The sequence below is a fragment of the Rhizobium sp. LjRoot30 genome (assembly GCF_964253915.1).
In the GTDB taxonomy this organism is placed as follows: Bacteria; Pseudomonadota; Alphaproteobacteria; order Rhizobiales; family Rhizobiaceae; genus Metarhizobium.
In genome coordinates, this window is sequence record NZ_CAXUSG020000001.1 from 378,370 (window position 1) to 391,867 (window position 13,498).

Consider the following 13,498-nt stretch of genomic DNA (forward strand, 5'->3'; position numbering starts at 1 on the left):
CGACATACATAGACCGGAGGATGGCCGCCGCAAGCAGCAATCCTCCGGTCCGTGAAAGAACGCGTATCAGCCGTCAGCGCGCACTGCATCGACCAGCCGGCGGCTGGCGTCGGCGAGATTGTTGCGTTCGCGGATCAGCGCGCCGCCGATCAGGTACATGACCCGGTCGCCATAGGCATCACGCATTTCCGGTACGCGGGCGAGGCTCATGCCGCCGCCCGGCGCCGGTGCGATCGGCTTGTAACCGCCGAACTCCGCCTGCGAACCACGGACAATCGACTGGCATTCCGCCAGCGTGAAGCCGAAACGGCCGCCGAAATTCGGGTAGACCACGGCATCGACGCCCATCAGCCGCTGCAGCAGGCCGAAGTAGAAGCGGTGTGAGAAACCGGTGGTCGGCGTGATCATGTTCGGCCCGGCAAAAGTCGGGTGCGAAACGATCGGCAGGCCGAAATCCGGATCGGCGGCGAGGCTGTGGATGATGTCGTAGCCGGCGAGCGCCGGTGCGATCATCACGCCGCCGGCGCCCTGTTCCTTGGCCATCCAGGCGCGTTCGAACAGCTTCATCGCCGGAGCGGTGATGTTCGGCACGTAGGTGGTCTTGCCGCCGGTCTTGGCGTTCGCCTCGTTGACGCCGTCGACGCAGGCCTTCAGCCGCTCGACGAAGGGCGAGGTGTGCTGGTCGGCAAGTCCATGGTCGTCCTTGACGAAGTCCATGCCGCCAAGCGCGAAATCATGCGCCAGCTTGCCGAGTTCCTTGCTCGACAGGCCGACCGGTTTGATCGCCGACATCAGCAGCGGCCCCTTGTCGACGCCGCAGATCTCGCGCAGGCCCGGCATGCCGAAGCGTGGACCGGCGCAGAGCGAAAGGATGCCCGGCGACAGCGTGATGTCCTCGACGCGGATGTTGGTCTTGATTGAGGAGTTGCCGAAGACGATGTTGAGCAGCTGCAGGAAATCGCCGCCGACATCGTCGTCGCTATAGGAGATGTCGGCAAAGAAACCGCCACGCCCGTCGCTCGCCGGTTCCAGCCTTTCCAGCTTGCCGAGGATTTCATCCTCGACGTAACCGGCCGGAACGGCATCGCGCGGGATCTCGACGGTCTGTTCCAGCGCGATGTCGAGCGCCCGCTGGCGGGCTTCCGCCTCGTCGTTGGCGCCGACCCAGTAGGTAACGGAAAAGCGTGCCATCAGAGCGCCTCCGCCTTCTGCGCCGAATGCACCGTGTCGAGGCGCACGGCTTCCAGCTCGGCATCGTCGATATCGAGCGACTTGCCCAGCACGTCACCGATAGCCGCCACCAGGGCGCTGGCATCGAGCTTATACTTCTTCATCAGGTAGGGCTTGGAAGCGCCGTGGGCAAAGGTGTCCTGCAGGCCGAGGCGACGCAGTTTGACGCCAAGCCCTTCTTCCGCGAGGATTTCCGCCACCAGCGAGCCGAGGCCGCCGTTGATCGTGTGGTTCTCCAGCGTCACGACACCCTTCTTTCCCTTGGCGGCCTTGATTAGGCCTTCGCGGTCGAAGGGTTTCAGGGTCGAAACATGCAGGTGATGGATGCCGACGCCGCGGCTCTTCAGCGGTTCGGCGGCACGCAGAGCCTCTTCGGTGCAGATGCCCGAGGTGACGACCAGCACGTCGTCGCCTTCGCTCAGCGTCCGGAGCTTGTTGAGCTCGAACGGCGTCGAGAACAAGCGGGGAACCTCGCCACGCAGCACACGGACATAGACCGGGCCGTTGACGCTGTCGGCGACCTCAAGCACGGTTTCCACCTCGGTGGCATCGCCGCATTCGAGGATCGTCATGTTCGGGATGGCACGCATCACCGAAATGTCCTCGATGGCCTGGTGGGTGATGCCGCCCGGCGTGGCGATGCCCGGCAGGAAACCCATCATCCGGACCTTGCGGTTGGAATAGGCGATGGAGTTGATCAGCTGGTCATAGGGCCGCCGGTAGAGGAACACCGAGAAGGTGTGGATGAAGGGGCGATAGCCCTGCATCGCCAGGCCGCCGGCAAAGGACAGCATGTTCTGCTCGGCCATGCCGAGTGTCAGGAACTGCTCCGGGTGCCGGTCGCGAAAACCGTCGACCTCGCAGGACGATGTCAGGTCGGCGGACAGGCAGAGCACTTCGGGACGAGCCGTGGCGAAGGTTTCGAACGCCTTGGCATAGGGACGATTGACGATTTCGACCATGATCAGGCCCTCGCGATTTCGGCTTCGTCGACGCCCAGTTCGGCGGCGATGGCGGTCTGCATTTCCTGGCGTTCCTCGGCGGACTTGAAGCGCACATAGTGCAGCCGCGGGAACCGCTTCTTGAGGAAGTCCATGCCCTGATAGGGCGAGGTATTGGCGAGGATGATCAGCGGCTTGCCCGGCTCGGCACTGTCGGCCGCCTTGCGGAAGGTATCGAGATCATGCCCGTCGATCGAACGGCAGGTGACACCAAACGAGGCGACGCGGGCAGCCAGGTCACCGAGATCGAGCACCGACGACATGGCGCCATCGCATTGCTGGCGGTTGACGTCGACGACGACGCGGACATTGTCGATGCCGTGGTAGCTCATCGCCGCCAGGCATTCCCAGGTCTGGCCTTCTTGGAATTCGCCGTCCGACATGTAGACCCAGACCTTGCCGGGTTCGCCCTTCTTCTTGCGCGCCCAGGCAACGCCGGCGGCCATCGAAAGACCCTGCGCCAGCGAACCCGTCGTCACTTCCATGCCGGGGCTGTGCTCGGCGCCGATCATCTCGACCGAGCCGCCATCACGGTTGAAGTGGTCGAGCGCATGCTCGTCCATGCGGCCCATTTGGATGAGGGCGGAATAGATCACCAATGCGTAATGCGCCGGCGAGATGATGAAGCGGTCATATTCCGGCGCGAAGGCGCCGTGATAGCCGGCACCGGTGAAGGCGTCCGGATTATGCGCCGAAGGCACGCCGGCGAAGGGCAGCGGCACCTTCGGCAGCGTCGGCTCACCGAGCTTCAGGGCTTCGTTGTAGAGGAAAGCCAGGCTTTCCGCCGCCGAACACGCCTGGCTCAGATAACCGCCATTGTTGCGCATCGTGTGCAGGAAGACGCGCTTGCGAATGCCGGCGGCGACGTCTTCCGTCTTCTGCTGGTTCGAGAGGGTCATGGGTTCAGCTCCGTTCCGGGAACATGTCTTTCAGGCCTTCGGGCGAGGCGTTTGCTATGCCGCGCTCGGTGATGAGGCCGGTGATCAGCCGCGCCGGGGTGACGTCGAAGGCCGGATTGGCTGCGGGGCTGCCTTCCGGCGAGACGCGCACCGTTGAAATCCAGCCGTCGCCGTTGCGTCCCTGGACGAAGGTCACTTCGTCGCTGTTGCGCTCCTCGATGGGGATTTCCTTCACACCGTCATGCACCGTCCAGTCGATGGTCGGCGAGGGCAGGGCGACATAGAAGGGCACATTGTTGTCCTTGGCGGCGAGCGCCTTGAGGTAGGTGCCGATCTTGTTGCAGACGTCGCCGTTTGCCGTGGTGCGGTCGGTGCCGACGATCACCATGTCGACGTCGCCGTGCTGCATCAGGTGACCGCCGGCATTGTCGACGATCAGCGTGTGCGGCACGCCGTGGCCATTCATTTCCCAAGCGGTCAGCTGGGCGCCCTGGTTGCGCGGGCGGGTCTCGTCGACATAGACGTGGACCTTGATGCCATCCTCGACCGCCATGTAGATCGGCGCCGTCGCCGTGCCGTAGTCGACGGTCGCCAGCCAGCCGGCGTTGCAGTGGGTGAGGATATTCACCGGCTCGCCCGGCTTCTTGCGGGCGGCGATCTCGCGGATGACCTTCAGGCCGTTGGCGCCGATCGAGCGGTTGAGCTCGATGTCTTCCTCGGCGATCTCGCCCGCCTTTTTGTAAGCGGCTGCAGCGCGTTCGGACACCGGCACCTTGCGCAGGAAATTGCGCATCTCGTCCAGCGCCCAGCGCAGGTTGATGGCGGTCGGGCGGGTTTCGTTGAGAACCTCCCAGACATTGTCCAGTGCTTCGTCGCTGGCATCCGAAAGCATGGCGATGGCGACGCCATAGGCAGCGGTGACGCCGATCAGCGGCGCGCCGCGGATCCACATGTCACGGATGGCGACGGCGACGTCGTCGACGGTCTTCAATGTCACGACGCGGAATTCGTGGGGCAGCCAGCGCTGGTCGATGACGTCGACGGAGCGTCCGTCTTCGTTCAGCCAGATGGTGCGGTAGTGGCGGTCTCCGACTTTCAAGCGACTATCTCCTGTTCGAGCCGTTCTGCCAGCGCATTGATCTCAGCCACGCTGTGGATCTTGCGGCGGTTGACGGCGAGGTGGCGCCCGAGCTTGAGCGCCTTGGTTTCGCAACGGGCGCGCTGGTCGGCGTCCGCGATGGTTTCAAAATCGGCATTGTGGGCGAGGCCAAGGATGCGGCGGTGCATCTCGACACCGGCAAACCCGAGCATATCGACCCAGATCGACTGCAGCACCTCGTCGAGGGCCTGTTCGGCGCCCAGGCTGTCGCCGCGGTCCTCGAAGAGGGCAGCCTGGTAGAGAATGCCCTTGCGCTCGCTGCGCCACAGGCGGGAAAATTCGTCGCGGAAGACATCCCAGATATCGATGACGACATCGAGCAGGTATTCGCGCATGCTCTCGCGGTCGCCGTCCTTCTCGTGGCCGGACTGCGAAAAATAGCTCATCCAGAAGTTGGCGAGCAGCATGCCGACATCGAAGGCCATCGGGCCGTAGAAGGCGAATTCCGGATCGATGACCCGGGTTTCCTGCGGCGTCACCATGACGGAGCCGGTGTGCAGGTCGCCGTGCAGCAGCGTCTCGGCATTGGCGGCGAACAAGTGCTTCAGCCGCTGCGCCTCGACCTTCAGGTCGCGGTCGGCGCGCAGTTCCGCCACGATACCATCAAGCTGCGGCGTCGTGTGGTGGTTCAGCTTGGCTTCATAATAAGGATCGGAGAAGACGAGGTTCTCGGTGATGTCGCAGAGTTCGACATTGTCTGAGAACAGCGCCACGTCTTCCTTGCGCTTGCGCGTCTCCATGGCGAGGTCTGAGCCGCGGAACAGCGTACGCGCCAGGAAAAGGCCGAGATCGGATGCGATGCGCGGCAGTTGCTGGCCCTGGATCAAGGCGCGGCGCAGGATGATGTGCGGCGTCAAAAATTCCATGACGATGATCGCCTGTTCGCGATCGAAGAACAGCACCTCCGGCACCATGCCGGGATCGCGTTCCCCCTGGCGGATCAGGGCGTGATACTCGAAATAGGAGCGCTTCAGCGGCAGCGGCCAGCTTTCGCCGACCAGCCGCACGTAAGGCAGCGCCTGCTTGACGATGACACTGCCCTTGGAACCGTCGACGATGAAGACGAGGTTCAAATTGCCGTCGCCGACTTCGCGTACGCTCCACTTGCTGGTGTCTTCGCCGATACGATCCGTGAGGGCCTGGTTGCTGCCGAGGCGCACCGGCAGCGTCTCGGCATTCAATGCCTCGAATACGCTCATTTGTCTGTTTCCTCCCGTCGTGGCATGCGGCAATCGGGGACGCGGCATGCCTTGATATTTCTTTTCGTAGGACAGCATTCTGTCAAATGTCAATGGGCTTGACATTTGATTAGATGCCGTCCTAGATGACGATACGGGAGGAGCATATGGTACAAGAGGCGGTTTTCCGCGTAGACGATCTGCGCAAGTCGTTCGGGCCGGTCCAGGTTTTGGGCGGCGTCGATCTGGAGCTGCGCGCCGGTGCGGTTACCGTGCTGATGGGCGCCAATGGCGCCGGCAAATCCACGCTCGTGCGTATCGTCAGCGGTGTCTATGACAAGGATGCAGGCCGCATCACGCTGGCCGGCAAGGATTTTGCGCCCTCGACACCAGCGGAAGCCATCCGTGCCGGTGTCGTCACCGTGCACCAGAATATCAATGACGGCGTCGTCGCCGATCTCGATGTTGCGACGAACCTGACGCTTGACCGCCTGAACGGCAAGGGTGCCGCCTTCATCTTCAATCCCCGCCGCGTGCGCCGCGAGGCCAAGGCCGTTGCCGACCGCATGGGGCTGACGATCAATCTTTCCGCCAACATCGCCGATCTTTCGCTCGCCGACCGGCAGATGGTGGCGATTGCCCGCGCCATGGCGCATGAGCCGAAGGTGCTGATCCTCGACGAGCCGACCTCCTCGCTGTCATCGGCCGAAGCCGAGCGGCTGTTCCAGGTGGTCGAGCGCCTGCGCGCCCGCGGCGTCGCTATTCTTTATATATCGCATCGCATGTCCGACATCCGCCGGCTGGCCGATACCATCGTCAGCCTGCGCGACGGCCGTATCACCGGCGTCTTCGAAGGTCCGGAGCTGGATTACGAAGGTGCGGTCAACGCCATGCTCGGCAAGAAGGTCAGCGCCGGCGAGATCGTCGTGCAGACGGCGACGGCTCCGGTGCTGAAGGCGGAAAACCTGCGGCTGGCAGCCAATTCCCGCCCCTTCTCCCTGACGCTCGGCGATGGCGAGGTGGTGGCCATTACCGGCCTCGTCGGCGTCGGCAAGACTGCGCTTGCCGAAACCCTGTTCGGCGCCCGCCAGCCCGCCGGCGGCGGCATGACACTGGACGGCAAGACATATGCACCGAAGAGCACGCGTCAGGCCATCGAGCAGGGCGTGTTCCTGGTCGCCAAGGATCGCGGTGAAAACGGCATCGTGCCGGGTTTCAATATTTACGAAAACATCAGCCTGCCCTTCCTGAAGCGGATTTCGAATTTCGGCGTCACCAATCGCCGCGGCGAGCGCAACCTTGCCCGCACGCAGATCGCTTCGCTCGGCGTCGTCTGCCGCAGCGAGCGCGACGAGATGAACACGCTGTCGGGCGGCAACCAGCAGAAGGTCATGGTCGGCCGCTGGCTGACGCAGGCCTCGCGGGTGCTGATCCTCGACGAACCCTTCCAGGGCGTCGACATCGCCGCCCGGCGCGACATCGCCGCCAAGCTCAGGGCATCGGCAAACGGCCGCGCGACGCTGGTCTTCCTGACCGAGCTCGACGAGGCCTTCGAGATTGCCGACCGCATTCTGGTGATGTCGGAACAAACGATCGTCGGCGAGCACCGCAATGCCGGCATCAACGTGGATAAGCTTCTGGCCGAAATTGCCGGTCAGCATCAGATGGTTGGTTGAATGAGTATGGAACAGTCGAAGACTTCGGTCACCGTGACGAATACGGCGCAGACGGCGCCCGGCATGTCGGCACGTGAAATTGCCATCAAATATGGCTTCCTCGTCCTGCTGCTCGGCCTCATCCTGTTCTTCTGCGTTTCGACCAACGGCTTTGCCTCGCCGCAGAGCGCCGTGTTCATCCTGCAGTCGGTGTCTATCACCGGCATCCTGGCCCTCGGCGTTACCGCGACGCTTGTCGTCGGCGGTTTCGACCTGTCGATCGGCTCGGTCGCCACGACGGCGATGATGGCCTCCTCCTACGTCATGGTGGTGATGGGTGGCGATGCCTTGACGGCGACGCTGGTCTGCATCCTGATCGGCATCATCGTCGGCCTGATCAACGGTTTCCTGATCGTCTACATGCGCGTGCCGGATCTGCTCGCGACGCTCGGCATGATGTTCCTGCTGGTTGGCCTGCAGCGCATTCCGACCGAAGGACGCTCGATTGCCACTGGCATGTCGCTGCCGGACGGAACGGTCGCCAACGGCACCTTCTCGCCCGCCTTCCTGGCGCTCGGCCGCCACCGCTTCGATCTCATCCTGCCGAACCTTCTGCCGGTTTCGGTGGTGGTGTTGATCGTGCTCGCCATCCTGATCTGGTTCTTCCTCGAATATACCCGCTTCGGCCGCATGATGTATGCCGTCGGCTCGAACGAGCGGGCTGCGGCGCTGGCCGGCGCGCCGGTCAATTCCTACAAGATCAGCGCCTATGTGATCTCGGGCGTCTTCGCCTCCATCGGCGGCATCCTGCTCGCTGCCCGTCTCGGCCGCGGGGATATCGCCTCGGGCAATAACCTGCTGCTCGATTCCGTTGCCGCAGCACTCATCGGCTTTGCCGTGCTCGGCGCCGCCAAGCCGAACGCCTTCGGCACCGCCATCGGCGCCTTGTTCGTCGGCGTGCTGCTGCAGGGCCTGACGATGATGAATGCGCCTTATTATACCCAGGACTTCGTCAAGGGCGGCGTCCTGGTGGTTGCCCTCGTCTTTACCTTCGCGCTGTCGCAGCGCAAGCGCTGAGGCGGGAGAAGGCCTCAAGAGACTACCAACAAACAAAACGTCTAATGTGGAGGAGCCCTATGACGATTACGCGCAGACTGCTTGGAAAACTGACACTCGGCCTCATCGGCGCTTCGGCGCTGGGTGGCGTTGCTTTCGCTGCCGACAAGCCGGCCCCCTTCGACAAGCCCGGCGACGTGAAGATCGCCCTGGTGCGTTACCTGTCGACCGGTGACTTCTTCCAGTCCTACCTCGCCGGTGTCGAAGCCCAGGCAAAGGCGCTCGGCGTCGACCTGCGCGTGCTCGACAGCCGCCAGGATGCCGCACTGCAGGCCGACATGGTCGACCAGGCGATCGCGCTTGGCGTACAGGGCATCATCATCCAGCACGGCCTGACGGAATCGATGAAGGAAGCGGCACAGCGCGCCGTTGACGCCGGCATCAAGGTCGTCGCCTTCGACGTCAACGTCGAAAACGACAAGATCCCGCAGATCGAGCAGTCCGACCGCGACCTCGCCCGCCTCGCTCTCGAGCAGGCGATCAAGGATAACGGCGAAAGCTGGAAGGCCGGTTACGTCTACGTCGCCGGTATCGCACCGCTCGACCGCCGCGACGAGACCTGGAAGGAATTCAAGAAGAAGTATCCGGGCATCAACGAAGCCGCGATGTTCGGCACGATGGACAACCCGATCGCTAACTCGGTTGCCAACCAGGCCCGTTCGGTCGTTTCGGCCAACCCTGATATCACCGTGATGTTTGCGCCTTATGACGAATTCGCCAAGGGCGTGAAGATCGCCGTCGACGAAGCCGGCCTGTCTTCCAGCGTGAAGATCTATTCGGCCGACATCTCGACCTCTGATATCGCCGCCATGCGCGAGCCGGGTTCTGCCTGGGCTGCAACGGCTGCCACCAACCCGGCTGTTGTCGGCCAGGTTTCAGTCCGTGCGCTCGCCATGCTGCTTGCTGGCGAAGATCCGGGCAAGAGCGTCATCGTTCCGCCGACGCTGATCACCCAGAAGGACCTGATCGACAACGACATCAAGAGCATGGAAGAACTCGGCGCCAAGCTGCCGCAGTTCGCCCACGCTGACGTCGCCATGCCGGCATGGATGCCGAACCCGAACGCCAAGTAAGAGTTTTCCCAGGAGACTTGGGGCGGCCTTCGGGCCGCCTTTTTTTGTTTGCGCCGTCCTGTTCGCGGAGCGCCCTTGCAGTATTTTGCAGTGTGAACTATAGATTACATGTGATCGAGGTTCGCCAGACGACATTCTTTCGGGACTGGCTGGATGATCTAACGGATCGTCGAGCGCAGGAACGTATTGCCCAGCGTATCGTTCGGCTTAAGGCAGGGCTTTTCGGCGATGCCACGTTTTTTGAGAGCGTCGGCGAACTGCGGATCGACCACGGTCCCGGTTACCGGCTCTATTTCGTGCGGCGCGGGAATGTCCTCGTCGTTTTGCTGTGCGGCGGCGATAAGAGCACGCAGGCCAAGGATATCGTCCGTGCAAAAAGCATGGCCGCTGATCTGGAGATGTAAAATGGCAATTCAAACCATACCCTTCGATCCCTCCCAATATCTGGAGGGTGCGGAAGCCCAGGCGGAGCTGCTGAGCGATGCATTCGAGACCGGCAATGCTGCCTACATCGCGGCAGCCCTCGGTGTCATCGCCAAGGCGAGGGGTATGACGCATGTGGCGCGTGAAGCCGGCATTACCCGGGAGGCACTCTACAAGTCGCTGAGCGCCGAGGGCGACCCAAAACTCTCGACGTTGCTCGGCGTGATGAAAGCGCTCAACCTGTCACTTCACGCGACCACGCGCTGACTGTGCCCGATGTAATTAAAGCCCGATCTCGCTGGCGAATGGCGGATTGGCGCCCGCACGGGAAACGGTGACGGCGGCGGCTTTGGCGCCGAGGGCCAGTGTCTGACGGACGGCGTCTTCGGAAAGCGCGGCGACTTTGGCCTTGGTCAGCAGGTCCTGCATCTTCAATGAAGCAAGGATGCCCGCGTCGAATGTATCGCCAGCCCCAACTGTATCGACAACGGTGACGCGTTCGCTCGGAACGGACACCTTGAAGGATGTCGTGTAGCCCGTTGCCCCTTCGGCGCCACGCGTCAGCACGACGAGTTTGGCGCCCTGGGCCAGCCAATGCGCGGCCAGCGTATCGTGATCGCCTTCGAGGCCGAACCAGTCGAGGTCCTCATCCGAAAACTTGATGATGTCGGACATCGCCGCCATGCGGCGCATGCGGTCGAGATGTTTCGGCTTGTCCTTGATGAAACCCGGACGGATGTTGGGGTCGAAAGAAATGACGCGTTTCTGGTGTTCGCGGCTCATCAGCGCTTCGTAGGTGCTGCCGCAAGGTTCCGGGATCAGGCTGATGGCGCCAAAATGCATCGCCTCGCAGTCGTCGCCGAGATCGGGCAGGTCGGCTTCGGTGATCATCCGGCCGGCGGTGCCTTCGTCGTAGAAGGCATAGGTCGCCTGGCCGTTGACCAGCTTGACGAAGGCGATGGTCGTTGGACGGGACGAGATGGCGCAGAAACTGGAATCGACGTTGCTGGCGGCCAGCGTCTCGCGCAGGATGTCGCCCATCATGTCGTCGGAAAGGCCGGTGAAGAAACCGGTCTTGATGCCGAGGCGGCCGAGCGCGATCGCCGTATTGAAGATGGCGCCGCCGGCATAGGGGGCGAAGCCTTTTTCACCGAGCGTCGTTTCGCGCGGCAGCATGTCTATCAGCGCCTCGCCACAGCAGATGATCATTCCCGCCTCCCGTTCATGCGATCATTCAATCGATTTAATTCATTCGCGAGCCGAAAGCCAGCGGGATTTCGGCAACCTCTACAGGGTGCTGACGCCACCATTGCGGCCCGACCAGGCGAGGGGGCCGTTGAGGAAGGCCTCGACTTCCTCCAGCGTCTTGTCGTCGAACAGCGCCTTGCTGCGCGCGGCGGCGAGGACGTCGCGCCAGGTGGCGATATGGTGCAAGGTCACGCCGCCGGTCTCGAAGCGGGCGACGGCTTCGGGGAAGATGCCGTAATAGAACAGGGCGATGCCGTGCTCGACCACGCCGCCGGCGGCGCGGATGGCGTCGATGAAATTGAACATGCTGCCGCCTGCCGTTGTCAGGTCCTCGATGACCAGCACGCGGGCGCCCTCAGGCATGTGGCCCTCGATCTGGGCATTGCGGCCGTGGCCTTTCGGCTGCTTGCGCACGTAGATCATCGGCAGGCCGAGCCGTTCGGCCAGCAGGGCGGCAAAGGGGATGCCCGCCGTTTCGCCGCCGGCGATGACATCGAACTGTTCGAAGCCGGCGTCGCGCAGCAGCGTGCTGGCGGCAAAATCCATGATCGTCGAGCGGATGCGCGGATAGGAGAGCAGCTTGCGGCAGTCGATGTAGACCGGGCTCATCATGCCGGAGGAGAGCTTGTAGGGTTTCTCGGCGGCAAAATGCACCGCCTTGATCTCCCAGAGCATCTTCGCCATCAGTTCGGCCATCACGGCGCGTTCGGGGAAAATCGTCTGGAACATCGGCGCTCTCCTTCGTCTGGTTCCGTTGCGCATAGCAGGTGGCGCAGGAGGTTTCCAGCCGCAAGAGCGGGAATTTATCGTCTCTCAAGCACGCAGAAGCGGAGGCCCAAACGTCAAACAGATGCGGTGGGGACCGCATCTGCTGAAAACGGGTTGCGATGGAACGCTGTCAGCCTCAGGCCGGCGGCGGGCCGAAACGGTTGTCGCCGGGCTGGCTCGGCTGCACGAAGAAATAGATCAGCGCGATGAAGCCGATCAGCGGGATGAAGGCGATCAGCAACCACCAGCCGCTCTTGTCGATATCGTGAAGACGACGTACGCCAACACCGATGCCGGGAAGCAAAAGGGCGAGCGAAACGAGTGCACCGATCGCCTGGATACCCAGGGCAGCATCAATACCGGCGGCGACGATGCTGACGATGATGTTGAAAAGGACGAACCACCAATATTCCGAGCGGCTGGCGCGGCCCGAGAAAACGACATACTTGGAAAGAGCTGAGCTTACGGCTTCAGTAAAGGTCATATTTTCCCCCTAAGCGAAAACAAGCATTACCCCACGGCGATACTATGCGCATCGCCGTGGATTGCCAGAGGGAAACGTATCGCGGCCCAAAAATATTCTTGCGTGCTTACGAAATTATCTGCGCCGCCAGCGAAATTCAGCCCACGACCTGCCAGAAAAGCGGATACATCGGATCGAAAACCGTGACTGGACCGGCGCCGGTCTCGATTTTGGCCGGAAACGAAACGGCATCCGCCTGCCGCCGCAGGGTGATCTTTTCCTCGTTGGCCGGCAGGCCGTACCAGGCCGGGCCGTTGAGCGAAGCGAAAGCTTCCAGCTGGTCGAGTGCGCCGTCCTCCTCGAAGACATGCGCGAGGCAGCTCATGGTGTTGATCGAGGTGTAGATGCCGGCGCAACCGCAGGCGCATTCTTTCAGCGGATCGACATGCGGGGCGGAATCGGTGCCAAGGAAGAAACGGGCGTCGCCGGAGGTGGCGGCGGCCCGCAGCGCCAGGCGGTGGTTCTCGCGCTTGGCGACCGGCAGGCAGTAATAATGCGGCTTGATGCCGCCGACCAGGATGGCGTTGCGGTTGATGATCAGGTGATGCGTGGTGATCGAGCCGGCGAGGTTGCTTTTGGCCGACTTGATGTAGTCGATACCATCGGCCGTGGTCACATGCTCCATGGTGACCTTGAGGTCGGGGAGGCGCCGGCGCAGCGGATCGAGCACGGTTTCGATGAATACCGCCTCGCGGTCGAAGATATCCACCTCCGGCGTCGTCACCTCGCCATGGACGCAGAGCGGCAGGCCGATCTTCGCCATGCGCTCCAGCACCGGCATCGCTTTTTCGATGTCGCGCACGCCGCCATGCGAATTGGTCGTCGCGCCGGCGGGATACAGTTTGACGGCGGTGATCAGGCCACTCTTCTTGCCCTCTTCGACATCGTCGGGGCTGGTGTGTTCGGTGAGATAAAGCGTCATCAGCGGCTCGAAACGGTCGCCCTTTGGCAGGGCAGCCATGATCCGTTCGCGATAGGCGCGGGCATCCGCCGTCGTCACCACCGGCGGCACCAGGTTCGGCATGATGATGGCGCGGGCGAAATGCCGGCTGGTATCGCCGATCACGCCTTCCAGCATGGCGCCGTCGCGCAGATGCAGGTGCCAGTCGTCGGGGCGGCGGATGGTGAGTTCGGTGATCGGCGTGGTCATGGTGTCGGCTTCCTGATGTCGTCCGGTTCCGATACCATCAAGACGGCCCGCTTCACAACAATGGATCGCCGCGCG

General features: G+C 62.7%; 14 protein-coding genes. 5 read left to right on the top strand and 9 right to left on the bottom strand.

Annotated elements, in window-relative coordinates:
* Window positions 1–66: 66 nt before the first annotated feature.
* From ACSQ3I_RS01930 to mtnK, 5 genes are read right to left on the bottom strand one after another with little or no spacing between them, the layout of a single operon-like run.
* A complete protein-coding gene (locus ACSQ3I_RS01930; RefSeq protein ID WP_435995653.1) occupies window positions 67–1,191 on the bottom strand; it encodes a RuBisCO large subunit C-terminal-like domain-containing protein in 1,125 nt (374 codons plus the stop codon).
* Window positions 1,191–2,192 carry a transketolase family protein gene (locus ACSQ3I_RS01935; RefSeq protein ID WP_435995654.1) on the bottom strand — a complete coding sequence of 334 codons (1,002 nt, stop codon included), beginning with the start codon at window positions 2,190–2,192 and terminating at the stop codon, window positions 1,191–1,193. The genes ACSQ3I_RS01930 and ACSQ3I_RS01935 overlap by 1 nt, the downstream gene beginning before the upstream one ends.
* Window positions 2,193–2,194: 2 nt before the next feature.
* A complete protein-coding gene (locus ACSQ3I_RS01940) occupies window positions 2,195–3,130 on the bottom strand; it encodes a 1-deoxy-D-xylulose-5-phosphate synthase N-terminal domain-containing protein (RefSeq protein WP_435995655.1) in 936 nt (311 codons plus the stop codon).
* A gap of 4 nt (window positions 3,131–3,134) precedes the next feature.
* The gene (mtnA, locus tag ACSQ3I_RS01945) at window positions 3,135–4,229 is read right to left on the bottom strand and encodes an S-methyl-5-thioribose-1-phosphate isomerase (protein ID WP_435995656.1); all 1,095 of its coding nucleotides are present in this window, start codon (window positions 4,227–4,229) and stop codon (window positions 3,135–3,137) included.
* Window positions 4,226–5,488, bottom strand: coding sequence for an S-methyl-5-thioribose kinase (mtnK, locus tag ACSQ3I_RS01950; protein WP_435995657.1), 1,263 nt, complete (start codon window positions 5,486–5,488; stop codon window positions 4,226–4,228). The genes mtnA and mtnK overlap by 4 nt, the downstream gene beginning before the upstream one ends.
* A 146-nt stretch (window positions 5,489–5,634) precedes the next feature.
* Between mtnK and ACSQ3I_RS01955 the strand changes: the two genes are divergently transcribed.
* The 5 genes from ACSQ3I_RS01955 to ACSQ3I_RS01975 all read left to right on the top strand — a co-directional run bounded on the left by ACSQ3I_RS01955 (window position 5,635) and on the right by ACSQ3I_RS01975 (window position 10,001).
* The gene (locus ACSQ3I_RS01955; protein WP_435995658.1) at window positions 5,635–7,143 is read left to right on the top strand and encodes a sugar ABC transporter ATP-binding protein; all 1,509 of its coding nucleotides are present in this window, start codon (window positions 5,635–5,637) and stop codon (window positions 7,141–7,143) included.
* Entirely contained in the window at window positions 7,144–8,199 is a 1,056-nt protein-coding gene (locus tag ACSQ3I_RS01960; protein WP_435995659.1) for an ABC transporter permease, read from the top strand.
* A gap of 59 nt (window positions 8,200–8,258) precedes the next feature.
* A complete protein-coding gene (locus ACSQ3I_RS01965; RefSeq protein WP_435995660.1) occupies window positions 8,259–9,311 on the top strand; it encodes a substrate-binding domain-containing protein in 1,053 nt (350 codons plus the stop codon).
* Window positions 9,312–9,421: 110 nt separating this feature from the next.
* On the top strand, window positions 9,422–9,715 hold the full coding sequence (locus ACSQ3I_RS01970) for a type II toxin-antitoxin system RelE/ParE family toxin (RefSeq protein WP_435995661.1): 294 nt from the start codon (window positions 9,422–9,424) through the stop codon (window positions 9,713–9,715).
* Between the two features lies 1 nt (window position 9,716).
* Entirely contained in the window at window positions 9,717–10,001 is a 285-nt protein-coding gene (locus ACSQ3I_RS01975) for an addiction module antidote protein (RefSeq protein WP_435995662.1), read from the top strand.
* Between the two features lie 15 nt (window positions 10,002–10,016).
* On the opposite strand, the gene ACSQ3I_RS01980 is transcribed toward ACSQ3I_RS01975, so the two are convergent.
* The 4 genes from ACSQ3I_RS01980 to pyrC form a co-directional block, all read right to left on the bottom strand.
* The gene (locus ACSQ3I_RS01980) at window positions 10,017–10,943 is read right to left on the bottom strand and encodes a carbohydrate kinase family protein (RefSeq protein WP_435995663.1); all 927 of its coding nucleotides are present in this window, start codon (window positions 10,941–10,943) and stop codon (window positions 10,017–10,019) included.
* A 78-nt stretch (window positions 10,944–11,021) separates the two neighbouring features.
* Window positions 11,022–11,711: an orotate phosphoribosyltransferase gene (locus ACSQ3I_RS01985; RefSeq protein ID WP_435995664.1), complete on the bottom strand. Its 690-nt coding sequence runs from the start codon at window positions 11,709–11,711 to the stop codon at window positions 11,022–11,024.
* Between the two features lie 175 nt (window positions 11,712–11,886).
* Window positions 11,887–12,234, bottom strand: a complete 348-nt coding sequence (locus tag ACSQ3I_RS01990) for a DUF805 domain-containing protein (protein WP_435995665.1) — start codon at window positions 12,232–12,234, stop codon at window positions 11,887–11,889.
* 136 nt (window positions 12,235–12,370) lie between these two features.
* A complete protein-coding gene (gene pyrC / locus ACSQ3I_RS01995; RefSeq protein ID WP_435996255.1) occupies window positions 12,371–13,411 on the bottom strand; it encodes a dihydroorotase in 1,041 nt (346 codons plus the stop codon).
* Window positions 13,412–13,498 lie beyond the last annotated feature (87 nt).